This is a genomic window from Mycolicibacterium sp. lyk4-40-TYG-92 (genome assembly GCF_030209435.1).
In the GTDB taxonomy this organism is placed as follows: Bacteria; Actinomycetota; Actinomycetes; order Mycobacteriales; family Mycobacteriaceae; genus Mycobacterium.
Genome location: NZ_JARVRX010000006.1, coordinates 79,273 through 104,995, shown reverse-complemented (window position 1 = coordinate 104,995; position 25,723 = coordinate 79,273). Strand labels below are relative to the sequence as shown.

Sequence of the window (25,723 nt, the reverse complement as noted above, 5' to 3'; positions counted from 1 at the left end):
CTGTGACGAACGTCATGAATGGCGGTGCGTTTTGTCGGTGTATTTAACATTCGTTGTCACTACTGGTAACAACCCGACCCTAAAGTTGCCTGGTGAACCGAAAGCGGTTGTCCCGCTTGGTCATTTCGCCCATGTACATCTGCCCGTCGGCACCGTAGCCGGCATGCGGTCCATGCCGCGTTCGTGGACCGACCAACACCATTGAGGAGGCCGATCAATGCCGTCTATATCCAATGTCGAGCGGCTCGAGGAACTCAGAGAAGATACCGGGCTTGCAGCCGCCAGCATGAGCGGTGTCGAGCTGGTCGCGCAGTCGACAGCCGGCATCGCACCAAGTGCCGTAATGGTCTCCGGCGCAACGCTTGTCGCTGCCAGTGCCAGCGCGGGTACCTTGTATTCCTACGCAGTCTCCTTGTGCGTGCTGCTCCTGGTGGGCTGGTGCGTGTCCCGGGCCGCGCGGTTGCGGCCGGGCGAGGACCTGCTCTCGCATATCACCGCCGCGTTCGGTCGAGCGGTCGGGTTCGTCGGGTCGACCGGTCTCGCTCTGGGCTACCTGCTCATCTCCGTCGGCTGTGTCGCCCAATTCTCGCAGTACACCAAACCTCTTCTGGGAGTAGCGCCACCGGTGAGCGCCGGAGCGCCCGCCACCTCGATTTCGGTCACGGTGGTCTTGGAAATCCTGTGCGTGGTCTGCGCGGCATGGATGATGATCCGCGGCGTGCGGATCTCCGCATGGACCGGTGTGGTGCTCGAGGTGCTCTCTATCGGAGCAATTCTGTTGGTGTGCACCATGGTTCTACTTCATCATGGGTTCAGTCTCGCGCCGCTCATGCCCACGGGAATCACGGTGCAACAGGTGGTCAGCGGCATGGTGCTGGCGACCCTGGGTTTCGTCGGGTTCGAGTCGGCCGCGTGTTTGTCCGTCGAGGCCAAAGACCCACAGCGGACAATCCCACGGGCCGTCACCGGTAGTGCGCTCCTGGCCGGCGCGCTGTACCTGTATGCGTCTTACGCGCAGATCGTCGGATTCGGTGGTGCCGACAACCTGGCCGCCGATGCAACGCCGTTGAACACATTGGCCGATGGCCTTGGCTTTCACTGGCTGGCGTTGGGCATCGATCTGGGCGCGGTGGCCTCGAACTTCGCCTGCGTGACCGGATCGCTCACAGCGGCCAGTCGGGTGTTGCGATCGATGGGGGAGTCGCAGCTGGTGCACCGCAAGATGGCGGCGACGCATCCCACTCGCAAGACCCCGCATGTTGCGATCATCTTGCTCAGTGCGGCTGCCCTGATCGCGGCACTTGGCTTGGGAATCAGTGGAATCAACGAGCTCGATGTGTATTCCTACACCGGAACCCTGGGAACCTTCGGCTACATGGTCGCCTACATGCTGATGGGTTTGGGTATCCCGATCCTGGTGCGGCGCCTGGCGCCACAGGCCAGCATCGGTGCCGCCGTCATCATCGGGATGACCGTCACGGGCTCCCTTGCGTATGTCTTCTACCGCAACGTGTATCCGCTCCCGGCCTGGCCTGCGGCCTTGATGCCGTGGATCTTCCTGGCAGTGCTGCTTGCCGCGGCCGCGTGGTATTTCGCCGGGCCGGCCCGCATCGCCCGCCGGCAGACCCGCGAATCGTCGTTGGCCGAGGAGCCGGCGCCCGAGCCTGCGAGGTGAGGCTGAGGGCGGCCTCCGGTTAAACCCCGGCGGCCGCCAACGCTGTTGCGGTGACGAACAATTCGGCGCTGGCGATCCTTCGGGCGGCGCGATGCAGGGTCGCCGATTCGATAGAGCCGTCGGCTGTGCGGTTCAGATCGACGTGCAGGACGCCGGCCGGTGTTCCGATCCGCAGCAGTGGCGGCGTCGACCCCTGCAGCGCCGGGGCCACAACCCCGCCGGGGATCGTCGACGCCGCCGCCACCGCGACCGCCGAGGTCAGCCCGATAGCTGGATGCGGCGCAAGCATGGACAGCATCCGCACGGAGACGTCGTATTCGCCGGCGCGGACGGTGTTCCCGGCGGTGGTGAGATAGTCGCGCGGCGCGCCAACGATGCCCACTTTGGGGATGGCGTGGCTGATCGGGTCACCCGGTTTCGACAAGCCCATCCGCAGCGAGGCTTGTTGCCGCAAGACCACCAAGAGTGGGAGATGCTCGGCGATGACGGAGTTGTCCTCGGCGCCGGTGAGCCCGAGGTCGGCGGCGTCGAACAGTGCGGCGGGAGCGCCGGCGCTCACCATCGTGGCGGCGTGGGACCGACCTGCGGCGGTCACTCGGTCGACGTTGTTGCCCGTGGGCAAGAGCGTGCCGGAGGACAGGCCCGTGAAGGTCAGGCCCACGGGTACGCCGAGCGCGTTGGTCCCTGGGACGGTGGCATTGCCTTCGGTGGGGATGGCGCCGCCGGGCGTCGCGATCTCAGCGGCAAGGACGGCGCCGGTGTTTTGGTTGCGCATGCGCACCGTGGTGACGGCATCGTCGACGGCGACGAGACCGGTCTGCAGGGCGTAGAGGCCGATCGCGGTGGCGCAGTTACCACAGTTGCTGCCCCACTCCACGCGGCGGTCGCCGACTGCGACCTGGGCGAACAGGTAGTCGATGTCGACGTCGGGTGCCGCGGCGCGTCGTACGACGGCGGCCTTGGAAGTCGTCGAACTGCCACCGCCGACGCCATCGAGCTGCCGGGGGTCCTCGGAGCCAAATGCCGAGATGAGGAGCGCGTCGATCCCCCCGGCCCGGGCGACGAGTGGGTCGACGTCGACGGCGTTGAACAGCCAGCACTTGCTGGTGCCGCCTCGCATCCAGGTGGCGCGCACGGTGAACATGGCAGGTCTGACCTTTCTGTACGGCGGTCTGGCGTGACTCCACTGTGACCGGGGTACGGGTGAAGGACAATCGCGGATAATGCGACTGGGGTATAGCCCTACTTAAGGCTTTTGGATGTCAGAGCAGGGTGGGGACGACGACCAGGATCAGCCAACACAGGGCGGGCGCGACCGCGACGACGATGCCGGCATTGAGCAGGAGCTGCCGGTAGAACCGCGGCCGCGCGATGCCCTGGGCGCTGGCAAGTACCAGTGCGCCGTTGGCTGAGAAGGGCGAGACGTCGACGACGGTGGCCGAGATTGCCAGTGCGGCAACAACTCCGACGACAGGCAGTGCCCCGGTGTGCAGCAGGGGCAGGGCCATTGGGATCACGGCGGTCATCAGCGCGGTGGAGGAGGCGAAGGCGGAGGTGACGCCGATGACGTAGCAGAGCACCACAGCGACCAGGAGCGGCGCGCCGATCGTGATGGCCATCCCGGCGAGGTGGTCGATGGTGCCGACTTCCTGGAGCACGGAGATGTAGGTGATCATGCCGGCGACGAGCAATACCGTCGACCAGCTGATGCCGGCGATGGCCTCATTCTGCTTGGACAGGTCGGTGAACGCCAGGACCGCACCGGCGGCGATGGCGATGAAGCTGATCGGCAGGTGGAACACCAGCACCAGGATCAGGACGATACCGATGAGTGCCAGAGTCAGCTTCTGTACGCGGGTCACCGGTGCGGGCGCAGCGTCGACGAAGACGTCGGTCTGCACGGGGCGAGTCAGCAGCCCGGTGCCGCCACCGGTAGGCGTGTGATGACAGGGTGCCGAACCCGGGCCGCCGGTCTCGGTCGGTTCCTCGGCGACGGCCGAAGGGGTGGCGCTGAACTCGAGATTGCGGGTACGGGCGAGAGCGGCGTAGCCGACGACTGTGAGCACCGACAGCAGCAGGTTGACGCCGTAGCTGGCGAAGAACAGCGTCCAGGGGCTGATGCTCAGGCCATTGGATTCGACGATGTCGCACACCAGGACCCCGGATACCGAGATGGGTGAGAACGCGCCGGCATGCGCGCCGTTGACCGTCAGGATGCCCATGACCAGCGGACTCATCTTGGTTCGCGCGGCGAAGGACATGGCGGCAGGGGAGATGAGGGCGACCGCGGCGGGGCTGAACGTTCCCAGCGCGGTCAGCGCCGAGGCGCAGAAGAAGAACACCCACGGCACTACGGTGACGCGACCGCGGACCGCCCGGATGCAGGCGCTGACCAGCAGGTCGATCGTTCCGTTCTTTTTGGCCATGCCGAAGAAGTACGTGACGCCGATGATCGTCAGCACGATCGAGCTGGGGAACGCGGCAAGGATCTGCTTGTCGTCATATCCGAGGATGAAGGCGCCGACGCCAAACGCGCCGATGAAGCCGAGGATGCCGACGTTTATCGGGCAGAAGCTGGCGATGACGAACATCGCCACCAGCGCAATCAGGGGCAGTACTTCGACAGAGGTCATGGTGTGCTCTCAGTTCCTGCGACTTGTGTGGCGCATCCAGCGAGCTGCCGTGCCACGAAGGCGGGAACGGCGATGTGCTCGGTGTCACACGCTGTGTTGATGATTTCCTAGATCACGCTAGGAACGCGGGGACTTAACGACAATGTCGAATTGATACAGTGCACTTAAATTTTGCTTAACCCGGCGAGAGTGGCCGCAATGGATACCAACCGCATGTTCACGCTCCGCGAGGTCGCCGTTCACGGCTCCATCACCGCGGCCGCCGACGCGCTCGGCTACACGACGTCGGCGGTATCGCAGCAGATCGCAAAGCTTGAGAAGGAAGCGGCTCAGCCGCTGCTCGAGCGACATGCCCGGGGCGTGGTGCTGACCGAGGCTGGACGCGCGGTGGTGCGCCACGCCGAACGGATTCTGGTCGAACTGCAGGCTGCCGACGCCGAGCTCGCCGAGATACGAGGGTTGCGCGCGGGCGGTCTGGCGATCGGTACCTTCCCGACCGCCGGTTCTTCGCTGTTGCCCCTCGTGGTGAAGGAGTTCAAAACGCGGCATCCCGGTGTGGACCTGACAGTGCTCAGCGGCCGCTTCTCCCGGTTGGTCGACGCGTTGCGCCGACGGGAGACCGAGTTGTCCCTGCTGTGGGACTACGAGTGGAACAGGATCGACGATCCGACATTGAGCTGCCATCACCTGATGAACGACCCGACGATGTTGCTGGTGTCTGAGCATCACCGCCTGGCCGACCGGGACTCCATCAGTATCGGTGAATTGAGGGACGAGGCATGGGTGGTGCGCGCCGACGACCATCCGGTGGCTCAGACGCTCGAAAAACTTTGCCAGAAAGGCGGATTCGCTCCGCGAACCAGCGTGTTCGCGCACGATTACGGCGAGGTGCAGGCCATGGTCGCTGTAGAACTGGGTGTCGCGATCGCACCGCGACTGGCCGTGTTGAACCCACGACCGGACGTGCGCACGATCAAGCTTGCGACGCGGCCACCGCAGCGGCGCATCCTCATCGCCCACCTCGCCGAGCGACGGCTCAGCCCAGCGGCGCACGAGGCGATTGCGGTGAGCGCAGCGGCAGCCCGCAGACTGGAAGAGGGCTTCGACGAACGATAACGGTGCGAAAAGCTGAACCGGGCTGTCCTGCAATGAATTTCAGTCCCCTGCGGCGTCGTCCCGCAGCAGTAGGCGATCGATGGTGCTGACGCTGTCAGCAGACAGACCTTCACGCATCAACCTGTTGACGAAGTCCGCCGCAACATCCTTGAGCTTGCGCTGCGAGGCCTGCGACCGCCAGGTGAGGATGCCGAAGGCCTGATCGGCGCTCACGCCGTATGCGACCATCAGCACGCCCTTTGCCTGGTCGATGATCTCGCGCGACTCCACCACCTTGGCCATTGCCTTGGTCAGATCGGCCTGCAAGCCTGCGCTGACGTCGATGTAGTAGCCCTGACTTCCCACCGGGTGGCCGGAGTCGTCGATCAGGTGATCGCTGACGACCACCACCCAGTGGGTGTTCCCCGCCGCGTCGATGATCCGGTGCCGGCTGCTGAACAGGCCGCCCGCTGTGACCCGTTGCAGAATCTCGGCGACTTCGGCTCGATCGTCGGGGTGCTTGTGGCTCAGGAGCAGCTCGGTGGTGGGCTCAACCTGCCCGGGTTCGTAGCCGTGCATGCGGGCGACCTCATCGGACCACACCCAACGTTGGTCGGCGACGACGTACTGGAACCGTCCGATCGTCTGCGCATAGCCGCCTGCCAGTACAGCGGCGACCTCCCACGATTGGGCGCCGCGCGCCGCCGCTGCCGGCTCATCGCTGAATCCGTCCGGCACCGCTCACCTCGATCGTGCGCAGAAGGTGCACGACAACCACTGTCTCCACACCCGAATACAACCTCAAGAGCGCGATGGCCGCAGAGGAACGACCAGAACGGGCACAGTGGCAGGAGACACGAGCTGAGCTACTCAAACATCGTCAGAAGTGAAGCTGCCGTGTGGCATTCGCCGATTCGATTTGACGAAGGTCGTCTCGGGGCGACGAACAGGTACGTGCCCGCCTACTGCGTCAGGAAGTGTTCGGCGATCTCGTCGCTCGTGGCGAGCCATGCGTCCGGTTGGGCGGACAGATAGCGCAGCACCTCTTCGAAGTACTTGTGGCGAAACGGCTGACCGATCACGAAGGGGTGCAGCGCGAGAGCCAAGACGCGACCACCCGAGGTCGAGTCGGCGCGCAGTTGTTCGTACTGGTCGACGACGATCTGGACGAATTCGGCTCCTGTGTAGCCCTTGGAGAAGAGCAGAAGGTCGTTCAGTTCGACCGAATAGGGAACACTGAGCATGCCCGGCACGGTCAATCGGTAGGGCTGGTCGTCGTTGGTCCAGTCGAGCACATAGCTGTAACCCAGTTCGGCCAGCAACTCTGGGGTGTGGTGGGTTTCGGTGAGCCCCGGTCCCATCCATCCGTTGGGTTGCCGACGCGTCGCCGCGGCGATCGTTTCCGTGATGTGGCGCAACTCGATGCGCTCGTCCTCGACCGTCATCGCGGTGTGCAGCTTGGAGTTCGTCCGTCCGTGGGCCAGCCACACCCAATTGCGGTCCAGCCCCGCGGCCACGATCTGCGGGTAGGCGTCAATCACGTTGGAGTTCAACAGGACACTGGGGCGGACGTGGTGCGCATCAAGCGCTTCGATGGTCCGCCAGATGCCGACGCGCGCGCCGTATTCGCGCCATCCGAAGTTGAGGGGATCGGGGCACAACTCTGCGGTGCCCGGCCAGATGCTCGTCGATGGTTCGTCAGGCAGGAACTGTTCGATGTTCAAGCCGACGTACACCGCGACCTTGGCGCCGCCCGGCCAGAACAGCGGCGGGCGCTCGGTGATCGGACTGTAGACGAAGGGCGGTTCGTGTTCCCGGGCTGTCATGGTCGGACGGTACGGCCTGACACCGATGTCAGGGGCAAGTCGGCGAGGTATAACGGGTCCATGCGCATTGGCGAGCTGGCGCGGCGAACGGGTGTGAGTGAGCGTTCATTGCGCTACTACGAGCAGCGAGGGCTACTGGTCTCCGACCGAACTCCCACCGGGCAACGCGAGTACGTTGACGCCGCCGTCGACCGGGTGATCCACATCCAGGAACTGTTCGCCGCGGGGCTGGGGAGTGAGAGCATCGCCAAATTGCTGCCATGCATGCGTGATGTGGACGGGGGCCCCGCCGAGACGGCCACGCCCCGTCTGGTCGAGAATCTCACGGCCGAGCGTCTGAGGCTGGAGAAACAGATCCGCGAGCTGACGAGTCGTCGAGCGGTTCTCGACGATGTCATCTCCGCCGCCTCTGAAGGCCTTCGGCGCCGCTGAGCCGCCTGGCTATGGACCCGTTCTTGATTGTTGCGGCCTGATCGCCCCGAGTCTCCGTGCCAGGACGGCGCCGGCGCCGGCGCGGCCAGGCGGCGCGATCGCGGCGTTCGGCCGCGTGATCTTTCCCTGGGCCACGAGTTCCCCGACGACCGCGACGCCGCAGACCTGCGCGAGTAAGAGCGAGACGAGTACCAGGACCTGGACCGCCGCCGCCTGTGCGGCCGAGCCGGTCGCCAGCAGCACGCCGACGAATGCCCCGGGAAGGGTGACCAGTCCCGCGGTGCGGGTTTGATCCAGATTGGGCAACAGGGCATCCGACAGCGGCCGCTCGATGACCAACATCCGCGAGAAACGTTCTGGCAGACCAAGACTGAGAGCCGCTTCCACCTCACCGGCGCGCTGGGTCAGCGCATCGAGTGCCCGCCGCGCCGCCACTGCCGATGCGGTCATCGTCCCGCCCAGGACGATGCCGAACACAGGCACCACGGCGACGCCGGTGAACGGCACCACACCGGTGAGCGTCAGCAGCGGAATCACCATGACCATGCCGGCGGCGAGAGCGACTGCCAACCACCAGGCGCCGTGCTGTGCCTGACTGCGACGAGCGGCAGTAATCGAGGCGACGACGAACATCACCAAGAGAACGAGCATCGACGACCACAGCCGCTGCAGCGCGACTGCGAGCACGGTCGACACTGCCGCCAGCTGAAGTGCCGCACGCACGGCGGCGCTCGGCGCCTCCCACGCTGAGCCGTTGAGCACCAAGCGGTTCACCATCGCCGCCGCCAGGGCCATCACCGCACACACGATGACGAGCGTTGGAGTCAGCAGAGGTTCGGCGCCGCGCATGTGTCGAGTTTCCCTGGCAGCAGCGCCGGCCACCAGCCGCCCACTACTCCTTGAAGAAGCAGGATCCCGGCGGTGCGGTGGTCATGGCGATCGCCGCCTGGTCCTCGTCAAGCGCCTCGACCGGCAGCTTGTCCTGCCCATCGCGATTGCGCAGACCGTCGAGGAAGATCGCCACGTACCGCCGCCACAGTTCGGGGTCGACATGCCCGGCGAATTCACTCACGGTGCCGGCCAGGAGGCCCAGGATCGGCATGTCACTTTCGGTGATCCCCGGCCGCATATGGCCGTCTTTCTGGGCGCGCTCAACAAGTTTCGCGAGCTTCGGCACCAGGCGGGTACGCGCCGCCTCCACCCGATTGCCCCCGCCGCCCTTGCCGTAAAGGATCTCTCGCAGGCCACGGTCGGTGGCCGTCTGCTGGGCCATCTGTTCGGTGAACCAGGCGAAGCCCTGCCAGGAATCGTCGAATTCCAATGCCTCGTCGGCCACTGCGGCGATCTCGTCGATCGCGTCCTCGAAGATGGCTTCGAAAAGCTCTTCTTTCGTGGGGAACCTGCGATAGACCGTGCCTACGCCGATCCCGCCGTGGTGCGCCACCTCGTTGAGCGTCGCGCTCAGGCCCTGTGTGGCGAACAGATCGCGGGCCGCGTCGATCACTCGCTGACGATTGCGCGCGGCGTCCTTTCGCAACGGTCGATCTGTGGCCGGGCGGGTCATCACCCACGCAGTGTAATCCGGGACACCATTCAGGTAAGTGGATTGACTTCATCCACTTACCTGAATAGTTTCATGCCGACACCGCAATCGGCTGACGATGGTGGTGATCCGCGATCGGGAGGGCGCAGCATGACACGACACCACCGGGCCGTACCTGCGCTGGCTGCCACTGCGATCGGAATCGTCATGGCGGTGTCCGGCTCCGGCGCCGCGTCCGCCGATCCCGATACGGACTTCGCCAATCAGTTGCACACCTACGGGATCTATGGTCCGAAGGACTACAACGCGTGGCTCGGGAAGATCGCCTGCCAGCGGCTGGACAACAACGTCGACCGCGACGCCTATCAGTCGGCCAAGTTCGTCGCCACCAACTTGTCGCGGCAGAACGCCACCCAGCAGAACTGGCAATTCCTCAGCGCCGCAATAGATTTCTATTGCCCCGATAAGCACTCGGTACTGGAAGACGCCGCGCATCAGTCGCAGACAGGAGCCCGCGCATGACGCTCAGATCCCGCCGTGCCGGATTGGCTGCCATGGCGTTCGGTCTTACGGCGACCGCTCTGTCGTTGGCCGGGCCGGCTGCCGCTGACGCGACCGACGACTACCCGATCCCGCACCGGATCATCACCACCACCTGCGACGCCGAGCAGTACCTGCAGGCGGTACGTGACACCAGTCCGGTGTACTACCAGCGCTACATGATCGACCGGAACAACCGGCCCGCCGACATCCAGCAGATGGCCGAGGACCGCATCCACTGGTTCTTCTCCTTGGACCAGGCCGGCCGCCGGCAGTACTCCGAGGACACCGCCACCAACGTCTACTACGAGCAGGTGGCCACGCACTGGGGTAACTGGGCCAAGGTGTTCTTCAACAACAAGGGTGTGGTCGCCAAGGCGACCGACGTGTGCCTGAGCTACCCGGCCGGCAACATGCAGGTCTGGGACTTTGCCACCAACAGCTGAGCGATCTGCATCTGAATTTTCCTGCTGACCAAGGGTTTTCCGGTGGGATCGGATTTTTCTGCACGCGGCAGGAATGCAGTTGGCCGGTGTGGGGTTGTAACGAAGACGACATTTAAATGGATGGACTCTATCCACTTTTTCCGTTAGGTTACCTAGCTAGATGTCCGGGGGCCCACCAACGGTGGTGCGCTTCCGCATGCCCGACGACCGTGCGGTCGGCAACTTCTGGAGAAGGCAGCGATGACAAGAGTGTTTCAACGGGCATGGCTACCGATATTGGTGATCGCCGCGGTGGCCGGCGGCGTGGTGATCGTGTCGAATGTGCGCCAGGTGTTCGGTTCGAACCCGGTTGTGATCACCGAAAAGAGTTCGGACAACGCCGAGGACTTCAACCCCAAGTTCGTCAAGTACGAGATCTACGGCACGGGTAGCACGGCCACCATCAACTACATGGACCTCGAAGGCAAGCCGCAGCGTGCCGCGGGGGTGTCGTTGCCGTGGACGTTGGTCCTGCAGACCACCCTGCCCTCGGTCCAGCCCAACATCCTGGCCCAGGGCGACGGCAACAGCATCAGCTGCCGGGTCAGTGTCGATGACGTGGTCAAAGAAGAGAGGACCGCCACCGGTATGAACGCCGAAACCTTCTGCTTTGTGAAGGCCGCATGAGCGCGCCGGCCGACGAGGCCCAGACCGATGCCATTCCGGCGGTAGAAGCCAAGGGGCACAAGGGGATACCGCGATTCCTCCGCCGGTTCGCGGTGCTGATCATCCTGGCCTGGATCGGCGTCATCGCCGCGCTGAACACCGTCGTCCCGCAGCTCGAGGAAGTCGGCAAGCTGCGCGCGGTGTCCATGAGCCCGAACGACGCGCCGTCGATGATCGCCACCAAACGCGTGGGCAAGGTGTTCGACGAATACAGCACCAGCAGTTCGGTGATGATCGTGCTCGAAGGCGACCGTCCGCTGGGAGCCGACGCGCACGCGTTCTACGACAAGATGGTCGCTGACCTCCGCGCCGATACCACCCACGTCCAGCACGTCCAGGACTTCTGGGGCGACACCCTGACCGCCAAGGGCGCGCAGAGCCGCGACGGCAAAGCGGCCTACGTGCAGGTCTACATCGCAGGCGATCAAGGCGAGACGCTGGCCAACGACTCGGTCGCCGCGGTGCGCCACATCGCCACCGAAAGCCCCGCTCCGCCAGGGGTGAAGGCCTATGTGACCGGTCCCGCAGCGACCAGCACCGATCAGAACGTCGTCGGCGACAAGAGCATGGAGCTCATCGAACTGGTCACCTTCGGCGTCATCGCGGTCATGCTGCTCTTGGTCTACCGATCCGTCATCGCGACCTTGCTCGTGTTGGTGATGGTCGTGCTCGAACTCTCCGGGGCGCGCGGTCTGGTGGCATTCCTGGGCTACCACAACGTTTTCGGGCTGACCACCTTCGCCACCAACCTGCTGGTGACGCTGGCGATCGCCGCGGCGACGGACTACGTCATCTTCCTGATTGGTCGCTATCAGGAGGCCCGGCGGGCCGGAGAAGACCGAGAATCGGCCTACTACACGATGTTTCACGGCACCGCGCACGTGGTGCTGGCCTCCGGCCTGACGATTGCCGGCGCCACGCTGTGCCTGCACTTCACCCGATTGCCGTACTTCCAGACCATGGGCTTCCCGCTGGCCATCGGCATGGTGATGGTGGTCGCGATGGCGCTGACCCTGGGGCCGGCGGTGATCTCGGTCGCAACCCGCTTCCGCCGGGTCCTCGAGCCCCGCAAGAACACGAGAACCGCCGGCTGGCATCGGGTCGGCACCGCCACGGTGCGCTGGCCCGGCGCCATCCTGGTCGGCGCCGTGGTGGCCGCACTGGTCGGTCTGATCGCGCTACCGGGCTATCACACCATCTACGACGACCGGATCTACCTGCCGAAGGACATCCCCGCCAACGTCGGCTATGACGCTGCATTCCGGCACTTTTCGCAGGCCAAGATGAACCCGGATCTGATGATGGTCGAGTCCGATCATGATCTGCGGAACCCGGCGGACTTCCTGGTGATCGACAAGATCGCCAAGGCGCTGAAGAACGTGCACGGAATTGCCCAGGTGCAGACCATCACCCGACCTGACGGTGACCCGATCAAGCACTCGACGATCCCGTACACCGTCGGACAGAGCGGCTCCACGCAGCTCATGAACAACGACTACACGCAGACCAATCTGAATAATCTGCTCTCTCAGGCCGACGATCTGCAGAACAGCATCGACGCCATGACCGAGATGATGAGCGTCCAGAAAGATCTGGCGGCGGTGTCGCAGCGGATGGCCGACAAGATGAAGACCACCTCGGATGACATGGGTGACACTCGAGATCACCTGTCGGACTTCGATGATTTCTTCCGGCCCATGCGCAACTACTTCTACTGGGAGCCGCACTGCTTCGACATCCCGGTGTGCTGGTCCATGCGGTCGGTCTTCGAGAGCATCGACGGCATCAGTTTGATGTCCGATGACTTCCAGGCCATCGTTCCCGACATGCAGCGGATGGCCGACCTCATGCCCAAGATGGTCGCGACGATGCCCAAGCAGATCGCGTCGATGAAGCATCAGAAGCAGGTGCTGCTGAACCAGTACCAGATGCAGAAGGCGCAGCAGGATCAGACCATCGCGATGCAGCAGACCGGCACCGCGATGAGCGAGGCGTTCGACGCGGCCAAGAACGACGATTCGTTCTACCTGCCGCCGGAAGCCTTCGAGACTGCAGATTTCCAGCGAGGTCTCAAGCTGTTCATGTCGCCCGACGGACATGCGGTGCGGTTCACCATCATTCACCAAGGTAACCCGCTGACACAGGAGGGCACCTCGCGCATCGAGCCGCTCAAGGTCGCGGCGGCCGACGCGATCAAGGGCACGCCGCTCGAGGGTTCCTCGATCTACCTCGGTGGCAGCGCCGCGATGTACAACGACATGCAGATCGGTGCCGATTACGACCTCATGATCGTCGCGGCCGCGGCACTGATCCTGATCTTCATCATCATGCTGGTCCTCACCCGTGCGGTCGTCGCATCGGCGGTGATCGTCGGCACGGTGGTGCTCAGCCTGGCATCGGCCTTCGGTCTCTCGGTACTGCTCTGGCAGCACATCGTGGGTATCCCGTTGCACTGGATGGTGCTGCCGATGTCGGTCATCGTGCTGCTGGCGGTGGGCGCGGACTACAACCTGCTGCTGGTGTCCCGGATCAAGGAGGAAATCCACGCCGGCCTCAACACCGGCATCATCCGCGCCATGGTGGGCACCGGCTCGGTGGTCACCTCGGCGGGCCTGGTGTTCGCCTTCACCATGATGTCCATGTCGGTGAGCAAGCTGATCATCATCGGCCAGGTCGGTACGACCATCGGTCTGGGTCTGCTGTTCGACACCCTGGTGGTGCGGTCTCTGATGACGCCGTCGATCGCCAGCCTGCTCGGACGCTGGTTCTGGTGGCCGCAGCGCGTGCGTCAGCGTCCGGTTCCGCAGCCGTGGCCGAAGCCGGTCCCGCGTGAATCCGACCTGGCGTCCGTCTGAGGCCGGTGCTCCTGGGCTGAGACAGTCGGTATCGGCATCCGCCCACCCGATCCATTGACTTCCGGTTCGAGGCAGCCGATTTCGCCGAGGCGAGCTCTGTTGCGTGGTGTGAATCACTGGACGGTGGGGGATTCGACTGGGCCGGATGGGGTAGACAGTAATTGGGAGAACCGGGGCCATTGCCCCGTTACGGGTTTCAGGTCGAGTTGGGGCGGTCTAGATGAACCGAAATGAAAGATGGTTGGTTACTGCTGTTACGGCAGTGTTCGTGACGAGCGCGGGCGTTGCCGCGGGCGTCGCCGGGTCCGGCAGTGCCACTGCCGAGGCGTGCCCGGACGTACAGGTGGTTTTCGCCAGAGGCACCTTCGAGCCCGCGGGTGTCGGTGGCGTGGGGCAGGCGTTTGTGGATGCGCTCCGCGCGAAAGCGCCTGGAAAGTCGGTCGATGCTTACGCGGTCGATTACCCTGCATCCCTTGATTTCGCGACCGCCGCCGACGGCGTGATCGACGCGAGAAACAAGGTCATCGCCACGACGAACGCGTGTCCGAACACCAAGGTCGTGCTCGGCGGCTACTCGCAGGGCGCGGCGGTCGCGGCGTACATCACCGAGGACACCGTGCCGCAGGGCTTCACCCTGCCACCGGGCCTGACCGGGCCGATGCCGGCAGCGACCGCCGACCACGTGGCCGCGGTCGTCCTCTTCGGGAAGCCGTCCAGCGGGTTCCTGCAGATGATCTACACGGGCGCGCCGCCCATCACCGTCGGCCCGCGCTACGTCGGCAAGACCGATGACATCTGCATCCCCGAGGATCCGGTGTGCTCGCCGACCGGCAGTGATCAGGGCGCCCACGGTGCGTACCCGGCGCGCGGGCTCACCGACCGGGCCGCCGACTACGTGGTGAGCCGAATCGGGGGCGCGGCCAAGCCGGCCCAGTCGACCGCCCAGGCCTCTGGCGTCAACTAGTCGAGCGCGTAACCGCAGCACTGCCAAGGTAATTCGCGGTCGGCCGGTTGTCGGACAAGTGTGGTGTAGGCGGCCCTGATCGGGGGTACTCGCCGGGGTATGGCGCAACACCCAGCGGTCTTGTTCGACGTCGACGGCACGTTGGTTGATTCGAATTACCTGCACGTACACGCGTGGCTGCGCACGTTCGCCGAGGAACAACTGCCGGTGCAGGCATGGCGCGTCCATCGATGCATCGGCATGGACGGCACGTCGCTGATCCACGACCTTTGCGGCGATCTGCCCGACGAAGTCGAGCAGCGGGTCAAGCAGTTGCACAGCCGCTATTACCGCCAGGCGGCTGGATTGATGCGGCCGCTACCCGGTGCGCGCGAGCTCTTGCACCGAGTCGCTGATCTGGGCCTGCAGGTGGTCCTGGCCACCTCGGCACCCGAGGACGAGTTGGAACTGACGCGGGGCGTCCTCGACTGTGACGACGTCGTGTCGGCAGTGACCATGTCCGGCGATGTCGACACGGCCAAGCCCGATCCCGACATCATCGAGGTGGCACTGGACAAGGCGGGTGTCGGTCCCGCACAGGCGGTGTTCGTGGGCGACGCGATCTGGGACGCGCAAGCATGCGCGCGGGCTGGGGTCACGTCCATCGGTCTCTTGACCGGCGGAGTGGGCGCCGATGAATTGCGTGCCGCCGGCGTGGCTGAGGTCTTCGAAAGTCCGCGCGCGTTACTGGACAACTTGCCGGAGAGCGCCATCGGCGCCCTGCTCGGCTGAGCGGCGTCGCGCGGACTGGGCTGCGGTCAAGGTTGTTCAGGCGCTTCGATCGGAGGTCGCCACCCCGTCTGCAGCTCGATCTTTTCCATGTTGTGTGGGCCGCTGATGTAGGCGACCAAGTTTTTCGGTTCGTAGTAGTGCAGCTTTGCGTCATGGAGTTCGACTGCGGTCGAGGCGATGGATTCGCGGTCCCAGTCAGTCGTGCCGATCGGACGGACGTATGGCGGGATGAGCCGATAGAAGCGGGTGCGTGAGTTCTCTGGTAGCTGCAGTGGGTCCGGATGCACCGAGGTCCGGTCGGCCATGGTCGCGGTCGGATCCGGGTCTGGGGCGTACGCGCTCTCCCGATAATCGAAGGCACCGGGCTCGAAGTGCAGACCGTACTTGTGCGCTTGCCGCGCCATCCACGGCAGGGTGATGTCGCTGAGGCCGGGCGGGTTGTAGCCGCCGCCGACGTCGCAGTGCACGCCGGCGAACCACACCTGCTCGACGTGTTGAGACTTGGGCGCGTTCGGTGCCTGTTGCCAGACGGCGGGCCGGAAGGGCCCGCGCTTCTCGTCGATCGCCAGCGCCTGGAATGCGCCGTGGACCTTGGTGCTCAGCGCGGTGTCGTGGAACTGGAAGCGCCGGTTGAACAGGTTGACCAGGCGCAGCCCGTTCAGCGGGATGCCGAGCGCTCCGACGGTATCCCAGACGCCGATGAAGTGGATGTCCGGTTCGTGGGAGTACGAGCTTCGGAAGAGGGTCGCCTCGATGCTCCGGGGGTGGCTGGTGCTGCTGCGCCTGCGATAGAAGCTGTACGCCTCGCCGATTTTGTCGGCGTACTCGCGGCGCAGGATTCCGCAATTGCGGACGAACCCGGCGGTGCTGCGGGCCGTGAAGGCGCCGCGGCTGAAGCCGAAGAAGAACAGTTCGTCGCCGGGTTCGTAGTTGTCCACCAGGAAGCGGTACGTGTCGCGGACATCGCGGGCCAGTCCGAAGCCGAAGGCGCCGCCGCGGATGCGTTCGGAGCGGCTGGTTCCGACGCCGCGATGGTAGAAGATGCGTTGTTCCACGCCGTGTGGATCGCTGCGGGCGATCGCCAAGGCGAGTTTGGTGACGTTGGTCGGGGTAGGGGTGCCACCGCTGTGCTGGTCGGGGGTATTCCAGGTGCCGTCGCAGCACACCACTATTCGCTTGGACATCGTGCCCCTCCCTACCGCCGTTCAGAAACGGTAACCACCTGACGTCCATTTCGGATCGATCGTGCAAAAAAGGTCGACAACCCGCGTCAAAATCATTCTGGTGCCGAGGAGAAACTGCCACAGCAATCTCAATTGTCGCTTCGGATAACTATTTTCACAGTGATTCAGATAAGGGTCCGCCACCCGCAAGAAAATGATCTTGACCCGCGAAGGTATCTCGGTGGCGGTCGTGAGATCAATTGTCGGGCCATTGGGTTAGCGCGGGTTTTGGATTTGTGCCAAAACCCGCGAAAGTCTGCAGGCCCTCGTGCAAGCTCCGGCGTGATTGTTCGCCTGGCGTCGACGTCGCGTCCTGCTGAGCAAATGTCGTGTAAGCGCGGCCAGGGCGAATTCGTCAAGCGGGTAAATCGTCGATGCCTGTGCCGGCTTCGTCGGTCGGTTATCCGGTTTTGGCGGTCAGGGTGCCGGCGGCAACGGCAGCTGCGTTGATTCTGGTGAGTACGTCGTGAAGGCGTTCCAGCTCGTCGAGGCCGACGCCGAGTTGTTCGACGACCGCGGGCGGAATTTTCAGGGCACGGCGACGCAGCGCGACACCTTTCGGTGTCAGCGTGATGTGTGTGGTGCGTTCGTCGGTGGCGCTGCGGGTGCGGCTGATGAACTCGAGCGCCTCGAGGCGTTTGAGCATCGGGGACACGGTGGCCGAATCCATCTGCAACAGCGCGGCGATCTGCTTGACGGTCAACGGGTCCTGCTTGGCTTTTGTGTTGTCCCACAAGGCCAGCAGCACCAGGTACTGCGGATGCGTCAGCCCGAGTGGTTCGAGCAGTGGTCGGTAGATCGCAAGGACCGCGCGATTGGTGATGGCCAGCGCGAAGCAGACCTGCCGTTCCAGCGCCAAGGGGTCTACGTCTTCCGGGGCAGCGGACATGATGCTGAGTTTATTACGCAGTTAGGGCCCTAATACTTTGCGCCCACGATGGTGGATTGATCCGTTCGGCGCCGTCGCGCTCAGCTGCGGCCTGCATCACGCTCCTCGGACCTACTGGAATAGTGAGCTAATTGATAGTGTCCTAACTATTAGGATGCGACAAGCATGGTGCTCGTCGATCTGATCAATCAAAGGAGTCGTCATGGTCGCCGACAGTCCGACTTTCTGGCAGCGCATCACCTACGCTTACGGGCGTCGCCTACCGGATCACCTGCGGGAATGGGTGCGTCAGGACCTGACAGACGACGGCGCCGTGCGCCGGCACATGATCCGGTACGCCATCCCGCCGATCTTCGTACTGGCGCCGCTGTGGCTGCTGCCGGCGTCGGTGTACGTGCACTCAGAAATGACGCTGCCGATCTACTTCTGGGCCCTCGTGATGGCGTTCGTGCTCAACAAGGTGTGGCGCCGCTACCGGCTGAGTCAGCATGGCCTCGACCCGAACCTGATCGACGAAGTCCTGCGGCAGAAGCAGTCGCAGATGCACGACCGCTACGTCGAGCGCTTCGGTCCGCGACCGGAATCCGCCAAATGGCAGGCGAACAGCCGGCCGTTCTGATGGTCGTCATCCCATCAGGGCTTCGGTAGCCTCCCGGGCCCGCAGCGCTGCCGCGGGGTCTCCGGTGATGGCGGCGGTCACGATCGCGCCTTCGGCCAACAGGCACATGGGTTCCGCCGGCGCGTCGGTGGCGGCGGCGACCCAGCCGGCGATCTGTTCGTGGAACGCCTCTTTGTGGCCGCGTACCTCGGCCAGGACTGCCGGAGAGGCGGCGCCCAGTTCGCCGTAGGCGTTGATCCAGGCGCAGCCGCGGAAGCCAGGCTCGGCGAACCATTGCCCGAGCCAGTCGAAGACCGCCAGAACTCGCTCTCGCGGATCTGTGTGATGTTCCACGTAATTGGTCAGGTTGCCTCGCCAGCGGCGGTCCCGGCGCTGCAGCACGGCGACGACGAGGTCCTCCTTGGTCGCGAAGAGTCCGTAGATGCGCTTCAGTGCGATCCCTGCCGCAGCGCGGATGTCGTCCATGCCGACGGCTTGGATGCCGCGCTCGTAGAAGAGTGCCTCGGCGGCGTCCAGTAGCGCCTCGCGGTCGCGGGCCTTCTGTTCGTCGCTGATCGGCGCGGGCATCGAATCCATCCTTGACGTCGAGAACGTTCGTTCCCTACGATAGTCGAGTCACGTAGAGAACGCACGTTCTCAATAGAATGGAGCAAGACATGACCGAACAGCGCCCGCCCGTCCCGCCGTTCACGACAGAAACCGCACTCCAGAAGGTGCAAGCGGCCGAGGATGCCTGGAACACCCGCGACCCGCAGCGCGTCGCCCTGGCGTACACGCCTGACTCGGTCTGGCGTAACCGGGACGTGTTCGTCACCGGTCGCGAGGAAATCGTCCAGTTCCTGACCGCCAAGTGGGAGCGCGAACTGGACTATGCCCTGCGCAAGGCGCTGTGGGGGTTCCGTGGGAACCGCATGGCCGTGCGGTTCCAGTACGAGTGGCACGACGCCGCGGGCCAGTGGTGGCGCAGCTACGGCAATGAGCTCTGGCAGTTCGACGCGGACGGTTTGATGGAACGACGCGAGGCGAGCATCAACGACGTCCGAATCAGCGAGGGGGATCGGCGTATCTTCGGCCCGCGGCCCGAGCGTGATCGAGGAGTCGAACTTCCGCTCCGGTAGACAACGGGCGCAGCACCTTCCGGGAAGGCGTAACTCGGCCGGACGCCGTCGAGTTGCGTCTTCGTTCGGCGGATGGATATGGGACTGGCGTCGCCCGTAGCGAGCATTAGGCTCATTCATGTTGACGTTCCGCGATCGGCGGGATCAGACACCCTGGGGGAGAGAAATGTCCGTAAAGATTCGCCTGATTGCCGGCGCGGTAGCCGCGCTCTCGGCATTGTCCGTCGCGGGTGCGGGGACCGCATCGGCGTGGCCCCTGCCGTTCACACCGGAACAGCAGCGGTTCATCAACCAGGCCCGCAATGCGGGCTTCCCTGGTGATGACGACGCGGTTCTGCAGGCCGGGTTGCAGGCGTGCCAGATGGCGTTCAGCGGCCAGTCGCGGTCCGACGTCGTCGGCGCGCTCGCCGGGCAGTACGGCGCGGATGCGGGCCCCACCGGTGCGCTCGCGAAGGCTGCGCACGGCATCTTGTGCACGTCGGCCCCGAACTGACCAGCGCATGACTCAACCACCACCGCAGAACCCATGGGATCCGCCGCCGCCGGGGCAGCCGGCGTGGCAACCGCAGCCAGGTTGGCCGGCGCCGACCCCGCAACCCTGGGCCGGCCAGCCGCAGCCCAACTACGGTGCCCCGAACATGTATCCGGGATTTCCGCCGCCGCCGCGCAAGTCGGGGGTCAAGCCGTGGATGTGGGTCGTGGTCGTAGTTGTGGTGTTGTTCGTCATCGGCGGCGTCGCCAACGTGGTCCGCAAAGGGCTGCACACCACTGCCTTCGGCACCCAGCTGAAATCGGGGCAGTGCGTGACCACCGGCGACTACGAGAAGTTCCATTTCACCTCGACCAGCTGCGAATCATCCGATGCTGTCTACGAATTGGCGGGCGAGACCTCGAAGGGGCTGTGCCCGGACGGCAAGGCGCCGTCGGAAGGTCCGTACTTCTACGCCACCAGCAATCAGGATGACCCGAAGGCTGCGACCTTGTGCTTCGCGCTGAACCTGCATGAGGGGGACTGCTACGCGCTGGATCTCACCGGTAAGAGCATCAAGAATATCGACTGCGCGCAGGCTCCGACGATCGCCAACTCGCACACGGGCGTATTCAAGGTGGCCCAGCGCGTGGATGGCAGCGTCGATGAATCAGCCTGTGCCACTGCGGCTAAGGCGATGGTCTTCACGGCACCGAAGCGGGTGTACTGCCTGACCAAGCTTGTCGAATGACGCTGTGGCGCGGTGCGCGCGAGCTGCCTGAATGCAACGAAAAATGAACGTGCGCACAGCAATTGGCCCAGCCGGGGTGAATCCCGGCTGGGCCAATCGGTGAGTCAGCGACGCTGCTGCTCAGCTTCCTGTCGCTTCTCCGCTGTTGCGGCTCCGGCGCGTGCGGCGTCCGCCTCTGCTTCCTTCTTCGCGGCGTCGCGCTGCGCATCGGCCTTGTCCTGCTGGGCCTGGCCCTCGCGCACGACGTCGTCGCGGCCCGTCACGGTGCCGATGACTTCCTTCGCCTTGCCTTTCACACCTTCCACCACGCCGCGCACGGCTTCCTCGGGTCCGGTGTTCTGCTTGTCGCTCATTGTCTGCCCTTCCGGTACTGATGGATGGATATTCAGGAGCGGTATCCCTTTGCCGCGCCCTGTTTGGAGAATTTCCGATCTGCCGCGACTCGAAACGCCACAGCGTTGTGACCTGCCGGACAATGAGGTGTTGCGTGTGATGGCCGAGATCAGGTGCTCAGGTGTCGTCCAGACGCGGGAACAACACCTCGCGAGCGATCAGCTGCACGCCGGCAGCGACCGGGATGGCCACCAGCGCCCCGACGATGCCGAGCAGCGCGCCGCCGATGAGCACCGCGACCACGGTGACCAAAGCGGGCACTTTGACGGCATGCCCGATGATGCGGGGGACCAGCAGATAGTCCTCAAGAGCTCGAAATACGACGAAAAAGACTGCGGTAGCGACACATACGGGTAAGGACACCGTCAGCGCCACCGCCGCCACCACGACTCCGGCGATGGTCGAGCCGACGACGGGCACGAGATCGAAAAGTCCGACGAAGATGCCGAGCAGCAGCGGGTAGGGCACATCGAATGCGGTCAGCCACACCGCGGTGGCCAGTGCGGCGATCGCCGATATCGCCACGTTGCCCAGCACGTAGGCGCCGACCTTGGCAAAGACGTCGTCACCGATGAGGATCGCGCGCGGCCGACGGGTCTGGGGGACAAGGCGATACAGGGTTGCGCGGATGCGCGGGAAGTCGATCAGGAAGTACACGGTCAGCACGATGACGATCAGCACATCGGCCAACGCGGCAAACACCGCCGAGCTGGCGGTGACGATCTCGTTGAGTATCGAGCCACCCGATCCGTTCATCGTGTCGGTGATCCGCTGCTGAATGTGGAAGCGGTCGTTGAGTTTTCCGATCGTGGACGAGTGGCTCTGGGCCTGCTGAATGTACTGCGGCGCCTGATGGATCAGTTGGGTGGCTTGCTGCGACAGCGGCGGAATGGCCGCTGCTACGAAGGCGGCCATCAACGCGAGAAAGATGATGAAAACCGTTGTGGTGGCGAGCCACCGCGGCAGATGGTGGTTGACGAACCATGAGACAGCTGGTTCCAGTCCCAATGCCAGGAAGAACGCCACCCCGATCAGCACCAGTACCGACTGTGCGGCGACGAGCATGTGCACGGCGCCGTAGGTCACGGCCACACCCGCCGCCGCCGTCATCCCGACGAAGAAGGGCGAGTGCCGATCGAACCGTCGGCCCAGTTCGCCATGGGGACGGGCGTCGGTCTTCATCTCCGCAGCGACGGCTTCGGCGGCGGCGATCGGCTCGTCATCAGTGCCGTGCGGCTGCCCGACCATGTCGTGGTGCGCCGACTGGCCGGGCTCGCCCGTTGTCTCTACGTGTTTCGCCTCGTCGGGTAGTTCGCGGTTACCGCGTGGCCGGGCGCTCGTCACCGTAGTGCCCGCGGTGCGCAGGAATGGTTACGGCCCGGCTAGAACCAGACCTTGCGTCCCGCGACCGGCCGTCCGACGGCGCCCAGGATCCACAGGACCGCACCGATCACGACCAAGATCGCACCGATGGTCTCGAGAATCGGTACGGCCAAGGCGTATCCCAGAACAAGCAAGATAATGCCCAAGATGATCATGTGCTGCGCTCCTCGCTCAGGGCGTTGACGTGTTCGTCAATGCCGGCGGATTACAGGTACCCACGTCGTTGCCGGGTCAAACCGGCCGTGCAATCCGACCGCCGCGATGATTGGATGGCGCTGATCCGGGCTATCCCTCCCACCCAATCCCTCTTGCTCGAGGAGAGCACATGACAGAGTCCGCCGGAGCGGAGGACAACCGTCGCACCGAGGTATGGCCGGGTAAGGCCTACCCACTCGGCGCGACGTATGACGGTGTCGGAACGAACTTCGCCGTCTTCAGCGAGGCCGCAGAGCGTGTAGAACTCTGCCTGTTCGACGACGATGACACCGAAACGCGGGTCGTACTGCCGGAAGTCGACGGATTCATCTGGCACGGATTCCTGCCTGATGTCGTTCCTGGACAGCACTACGGCTATCGGGTCCATGGGCCCTACGACCCGGCCGCGGGGCAGCGCTGCAACCCGAACAAGCTGCTGATCGATCCCTACGCCAAAGCGATCGATGGTGAATTCCGTTGGGACCAAACTCTCTTCGGATACAACTTTGGTGACGAAGACAGTCGTAACGACGATGACTCGGCAGCTCGCATGCCCAAGTCGGTGGTGATCAACCCCTACTTCGACTGGGGGACGGACCGCCCGCCACAGCGCGCGTACGCCGATTCGGTGATCTACGAGACCCACGTGAAGGGGCTGACGCAGCTTCACCCCGATGTTCCCGAACGCGACCGCGGCACGTACGCGGGCATCGCGCATCCCGCGATAATCGAACATCTGAAGAGCCTGGGTGTGACCGCCGTCGAGTTGATGCCGGTGCACCACTTCGCCAACGACTCCGTGCTGATCGACAAAGGGCTGTCGAATTACTGGGGGTACAACACCATCGGGTTCTTCGCGCCGGACCCGAAGTACACCTCAGGGGTGACGCCCGGTGGGCAGGTGCAGGAGTTCAAGGCCATGGTCCGCGACCTGCACCAGGCAGACATCGAGGTGATCCTCGATGTGGTCTACAACCACACCGCGGAAGGCAATCATCTGGGTCCGACGCTGTCCTTCCGGGGGATCGACAATGCCGCCTACTACCGGCTGGTCGACGGGGAGCAGAAGTTCTACATGGACTACACGGGCACGGGCAACAGTCTCAATGCCGGTCACCCGCACGCGCTGCAGCTCATCATGGATTCGTTGCGCTACTGGGTGACCGAGATGCATGTCGACGGTTTCCGATTCGATTTGGCATCGACGCTGGCACGCGAGTTCTACGACGTGGACCGGCTCTCGACGTTCTTCGAGATGGTCCAGCAGGATCCCGTCATCAGCCAGGTCAAACTGATCGCCGAGCCGTGGGATGTCGGGCCCGGTGGCTATCAGGTCGGGAACTTCCCGCCGCAGTGGACGGAATGGAACGGTAAGTACCGCGACGCCGTACGTGACTTCTGGCGCGGTGAGGAGTCCACCCTGGGCGAGTTCGCGTCGCGGCTCACGGGATCGGCGGACCTCTATGAGCACACCTCACGCCGGCCGGTCGCCTCGATCAATTTCGTGACGGCACATGACGGTTTCACCCTGCGGGACCTGGTGTCCTACAACGAGAAACACAACGAGGCCAACGGTGACGACAACGCCGATGGCGAATCGAACAACCGGTCCTGGAACTGCGGCGTGGAAGGCCCGACCGACGATCCCGACATCGAGACATTGCGCCGCCGCCAGCAGCGCAATTTTCTGGCCACGACTCTGCTGAGCCAGGGCGTGCCCATGATTTCGCACGGCGATGAACTGGGCCGCACGCAAGGGGGAAACAACAACGGCTACTGCCAGGACAACGAAATCACCTGGGTCGACTGGGAATCCGCGGACACCGAGTTGACGGCGTTCGTCGGCGGCGTCGCCGCAATCCGCACCGCGCACCCGATTTTTCGGCGGCGCCGCTTCTTCACCGGTCGGCCCGTGCGAGCGCGGGGGTCGCAGGATGTCCCGGACGTCGCCTTCTTCACCCCGAGTGGCTCGGAGATGACCGACGACGACTGGAACACCGCCTTCGGCAAGTCCGTTGCGGTGTACCTCAACGGACAGGGCATACCGGACCTGGATGAGCGTGGACAACGGGTCGTCGACGACTCGTTCGTCCTGTGTTTCAACGCTCACCACGAAGCTATCGAATTCACGCTGCCGCCAGAGCAATTCGGTTCGGGATGGCAACTGGTGCTCGACACTGCCAGTGGTCTGGCGACTGTGGACGCCGACACCACGCCGTTGGGAGCGGAGGCCGCCGTGACGGTGGAAGGCCGTGCGCTCACGGTGTTTCGAACCGTTTCCTGACACCGGCAAATGTTGCCCGCGGTGACGCTCCACCATTTCGTTCCCTTCTGCAGCTAGCGTTGAGCCCGGATTCATCCAGGACTGGGAGGTCGGCACATTGTCGGGAGCCAATGACTCCGGAGGCCCCTCGGCGGGGGGTGACTCTGATGCGGTGCCCGCTGATGGCCACCGTGATGGCCACTCGGCGTCGCTGTCCCGCGAGTTCATCCTGGACACCGCGATCGAGTTCATCGACCAGCATGGGCTGGACAAGCTCACCATGCGCCGCTTGGGCGCGGCCTGCGGTGTGGAGGCGATGGCCCTGTACCGGTACGTCCACGGCAGGGGAGACCTGCTGACCGGTGTGGTCGACCATGTCGTCGACCGTTTGTACGCCGAGCAGCTGGCGGCACGCCGGCAGGAAGACGGCTGGCAGGACTATCTGATCCGCCTTGCCCACGGGGTGCGTCAGATTGCGCTGCAGCATCCCGAACTCTTCCCACTGGTGGCCACGCAGGCGCCGGAGGCACCTTGGGTGCGGCCGCCGCTGCGCAGCTTGCGCTGGATGGAGAGCTTCCTCGATACCTTGCTTTCGTACGGGTTCGACGATGCCGCGGCGGTGGCGGCATATCGCACGTACACCACATTCTTGGTCGGACAGCTCTTGCTGGAGGTGTCGGCCCGCGGCGCCCAGCTGAGTCCTGCCGAAGCGATCCTCGAGGAAGCCGACCGCCCGCGGGCCAAGCTGTCGGATTATCCGCAGCTGCAGCGACTGCAACCCCTGTTATCGGAAGACTACGGCGACGTCGAGTTCGAAGAAGCGCTCGAAGCGCTTTTGGATCGGCTCGAATCGAATTTGCCGCGCCACTGAGCGGGCGCACGACGGGAGGCTCGTGGTCAGCGCCCCTGTTTACAATGTAAACTGATGGTGGTCG

General features: G+C 64.4%; 26 protein-coding genes. 15 read left to right on the top strand and 11 right to left on the bottom strand.

What is annotated here, in order from left to right; genetic code table 11:
- Positions 1 to 217 precede the first annotated feature (217 nt).
- Positions 218 to 1,675: an APC family permease gene (locus QRN63_RS12200; protein ID WP_285030979.1), complete on the top strand. Its 1,458-nt coding sequence runs from the start codon at positions 218 to 220 to the stop codon at positions 1,673 to 1,675.
- Positions 1,676 to 1,694: 19 nt separating this feature from the next.
- Here QRN63_RS12200 and QRN63_RS12195 read toward each other — a convergent pair whose 3' ends face one another.
- Together QRN63_RS12195 and QRN63_RS12190 are read right to left on the bottom strand one after the other, a co-directional pair.
- Positions 1,695 to 2,819: a PrpF domain-containing protein gene (locus tag QRN63_RS12195; RefSeq protein WP_267318337.1), complete on the bottom strand. Its 1,125-nt coding sequence runs from the start codon at positions 2,817 to 2,819 to the stop codon at positions 1,695 to 1,697.
- Between the two features lie 118 nt (positions 2,820 to 2,937).
- Positions 2,938 to 4,308, bottom strand: a complete 1,371-nt coding sequence (locus QRN63_RS12190) for an SLC13 family permease (protein WP_285030978.1) — start codon at positions 4,306 to 4,308, stop codon at positions 2,938 to 2,940.
- 198 nt (positions 4,309 to 4,506) lie between these two features.
- Here QRN63_RS12190 and QRN63_RS12185 point away from each other — a divergent pair, with 198 nt between their 5' ends.
- The gene (locus QRN63_RS12185) at positions 4,507 to 5,424 is read left to right on the top strand and encodes a LysR family transcriptional regulator (RefSeq protein ID WP_285030976.1); all 918 of its coding nucleotides are present in this window, start codon (positions 4,507 to 4,509) and stop codon (positions 5,422 to 5,424) included.
- 39 nt (positions 5,425 to 5,463) lie between these two features.
- On the opposite strand, the gene QRN63_RS12180 is transcribed toward QRN63_RS12185, so the two are convergent.
- A complete protein-coding gene (locus QRN63_RS12180) occupies positions 5,464 to 6,045 on the bottom strand; it encodes a PAS and ANTAR domain-containing protein (protein ID WP_285030996.1) in 582 nt (193 codons plus the stop codon).
- Between the two features lie 320 nt (positions 6,046 to 6,365).
- The gene (locus QRN63_RS12175; protein WP_285030975.1) at positions 6,366 to 7,229 is read right to left on the bottom strand and encodes a polysaccharide deacetylase family protein; all 864 of its coding nucleotides are present in this window, start codon (positions 7,227 to 7,229) and stop codon (positions 6,366 to 6,368) included.
- Positions 7,230 to 7,289: 60 nt separating this feature from the next.
- Between QRN63_RS12175 and QRN63_RS12170 the strand changes: the two genes are divergently transcribed.
- A complete protein-coding gene (locus tag QRN63_RS12170) occupies positions 7,290 to 7,661 on the top strand; it encodes a MerR family transcriptional regulator (RefSeq protein WP_285030974.1) in 372 nt (123 codons plus the stop codon).
- A 9-nt stretch (positions 7,662 to 7,670) separates the two neighbouring features.
- Here the strand turns inward: QRN63_RS12170 and QRN63_RS12165 are convergent, their stop codons facing one another.
- Both QRN63_RS12165 and QRN63_RS12160 read right to left on the bottom strand, forming a co-directional pair.
- Positions 7,671 to 8,510, bottom strand: a complete 840-nt coding sequence (locus QRN63_RS12165) for an ABC transporter permease (RefSeq protein ID WP_267318332.1) — start codon at positions 8,508 to 8,510, stop codon at positions 7,671 to 7,673.
- Between the two features lie 43 nt (positions 8,511 to 8,553).
- Positions 8,554 to 9,225, bottom strand: coding sequence for a TetR/AcrR family transcriptional regulator (locus tag QRN63_RS12160; protein ID WP_267318537.1), 672 nt, complete (start codon positions 9,223 to 9,225; stop codon positions 8,554 to 8,556).
- Positions 9,226 to 9,354: 129 nt separating this feature from the next.
- Here QRN63_RS12160 and QRN63_RS12155 point away from each other — a divergent pair, with 129 nt between their 5' ends.
- The 6 genes from QRN63_RS12155 (at position 9,355) to QRN63_RS12130 (ending at position 15,485) form a co-directional block, all read left to right on the top strand.
- Positions 9,355 to 9,726, top strand: coding sequence for a DUF732 domain-containing protein (locus QRN63_RS12155; protein ID WP_285030973.1), 372 nt, complete (start codon positions 9,355 to 9,357; stop codon positions 9,724 to 9,726).
- Positions 9,723 to 10,190, top strand: coding sequence for a DUF5078 domain-containing protein (locus QRN63_RS12150; RefSeq protein ID WP_285030971.1), 468 nt, complete (start codon positions 9,723 to 9,725; stop codon positions 10,188 to 10,190). Before QRN63_RS12155 ends, QRN63_RS12150 begins: the two co-directional genes overlap by 4 nt.
- Before the next feature lie 240 nt (positions 10,191 to 10,430).
- Complete coding sequence (locus QRN63_RS12145) at positions 10,431 to 10,856, top strand: MmpS family transport accessory protein (protein ID WP_285030970.1); 426 nt, start codon at positions 10,431 to 10,433, stop codon at positions 10,854 to 10,856.
- Complete coding sequence (locus tag QRN63_RS12140) at positions 10,853 to 13,750, top strand: MMPL/RND family transporter (protein ID WP_267318329.1); 2,898 nt, start codon at positions 10,853 to 10,855, stop codon at positions 13,748 to 13,750. Before QRN63_RS12145 ends, QRN63_RS12140 begins: the two co-directional genes overlap by 4 nt.
- 220 nt (positions 13,751 to 13,970) lie before the next feature.
- Positions 13,971 to 14,714, top strand: coding sequence for a cutinase family protein (locus QRN63_RS12135; protein WP_285030969.1), 744 nt, complete (start codon positions 13,971 to 13,973; stop codon positions 14,712 to 14,714).
- Between the two features lie 99 nt (positions 14,715 to 14,813).
- The gene (locus tag QRN63_RS12130) at positions 14,814 to 15,485 is read left to right on the top strand and encodes an HAD family hydrolase (protein ID WP_285030967.1); all 672 of its coding nucleotides are present in this window, start codon (positions 14,814 to 14,816) and stop codon (positions 15,483 to 15,485) included.
- Between the two features lie 26 nt (positions 15,486 to 15,511).
- Here the strand turns inward: QRN63_RS12130 and QRN63_RS12125 are convergent, their stop codons facing one another.
- The gene (locus QRN63_RS12125; protein WP_267318326.1) at positions 15,512 to 16,669 is read right to left on the bottom strand and encodes a T6SS phospholipase effector Tle1-like catalytic domain-containing protein; all 1,158 of its coding nucleotides are present in this window, start codon (positions 16,667 to 16,669) and stop codon (positions 15,512 to 15,514) included.
- Between the two features lie 439 nt (positions 16,670 to 17,108).
- Positions 17,109 to 17,597, bottom strand: a complete 489-nt coding sequence (locus QRN63_RS12120) for a MarR family winged helix-turn-helix transcriptional regulator (protein WP_285030966.1) — start codon at positions 17,595 to 17,597, stop codon at positions 17,109 to 17,111.
- Between the two features lie 202 nt (positions 17,598 to 17,799).
- On the opposite strand from QRN63_RS12120, the gene QRN63_RS12115 reads away from it, so the two are divergent.
- Entirely contained in the window at positions 17,800 to 18,216 is a 417-nt protein-coding gene (locus QRN63_RS12115; RefSeq protein WP_267318324.1) for a DUF5313 domain-containing protein, read from the top strand.
- Positions 18,217 to 18,222: 6 nt separating this feature from the next.
- Here QRN63_RS12115 and QRN63_RS12110 read toward each other — a convergent pair whose 3' ends face one another.
- Positions 18,223 to 18,783, bottom strand: a complete 561-nt coding sequence (locus tag QRN63_RS12110) for a TetR/AcrR family transcriptional regulator (RefSeq protein ID WP_285030965.1) — start codon at positions 18,781 to 18,783, stop codon at positions 18,223 to 18,225.
- A gap of 89 nt (positions 18,784 to 18,872) precedes the next feature.
- Here QRN63_RS12110 and QRN63_RS12105 point away from each other — a divergent pair, with 89 nt between their 5' ends.
- From QRN63_RS12105 to QRN63_RS12095, 3 genes are all read left to right on the top strand, one after another.
- Positions 18,873 to 19,334, top strand: coding sequence for a nuclear transport factor 2 family protein (locus tag QRN63_RS12105; protein ID WP_267318322.1), 462 nt, complete (start codon positions 18,873 to 18,875; stop codon positions 19,332 to 19,334).
- Between the two features lie 166 nt (positions 19,335 to 19,500).
- Complete coding sequence (locus QRN63_RS12100; RefSeq protein WP_267318321.1) at positions 19,501 to 19,827, top strand: DUF732 domain-containing protein; 327 nt, start codon at positions 19,501 to 19,503, stop codon at positions 19,825 to 19,827.
- A 7-nt stretch (positions 19,828 to 19,834) separates the two neighbouring features.
- Positions 19,835 to 20,554 (top strand): hypothetical protein, encoded by a 720-nt coding sequence (locus QRN63_RS12095; protein WP_285030964.1) that lies wholly within the window; start codon positions 19,835 to 19,837, stop codon positions 20,552 to 20,554.
- A 104-nt stretch (positions 20,555 to 20,658) separates the two neighbouring features.
- Here the strand turns inward: QRN63_RS12095 and mbp1 are convergent, their stop codons facing one another.
- Both mbp1 and QRN63_RS12085 read right to left on the bottom strand, forming a co-directional pair.
- Positions 20,659 to 20,907 carry a microaggregate-binding protein 1 gene (mbp1, locus tag QRN63_RS12090; protein WP_267318319.1) on the bottom strand — a complete coding sequence of 83 codons (249 nt, stop codon included), beginning with the start codon at positions 20,905 to 20,907 and terminating at the stop codon, positions 20,659 to 20,661.
- Positions 20,908 to 21,064: 157 nt separating this feature from the next.
- Positions 21,065 to 22,291 (bottom strand): AI-2E family transporter, encoded by a 1,227-nt coding sequence (locus QRN63_RS12085; protein WP_267318318.1) that lies wholly within the window; start codon positions 22,289 to 22,291, stop codon positions 21,065 to 21,067.
- Between the two features lie 364 nt (positions 22,292 to 22,655).
- Between QRN63_RS12085 and glgX the strand changes: the two genes are divergently transcribed.
- Both glgX and QRN63_RS12075 read left to right on the top strand, forming a co-directional pair.
- Entirely contained in the window at positions 22,656 to 24,809 is a 2,154-nt protein-coding gene (gene glgX, locus QRN63_RS12080) for a glycogen debranching protein GlgX (RefSeq protein ID WP_285030962.1), read from the top strand.
- Positions 24,810 to 24,960: 151 nt separating this feature from the next.
- Positions 24,961 to 25,659 (top strand): TetR/AcrR family transcriptional regulator, encoded by a 699-nt coding sequence (locus tag QRN63_RS12075; RefSeq protein ID WP_267318316.1) that lies wholly within the window; start codon positions 24,961 to 24,963, stop codon positions 25,657 to 25,659.
- The last annotated feature ends 64 nt before the right edge of the window (positions 25,660 to 25,723 follow it).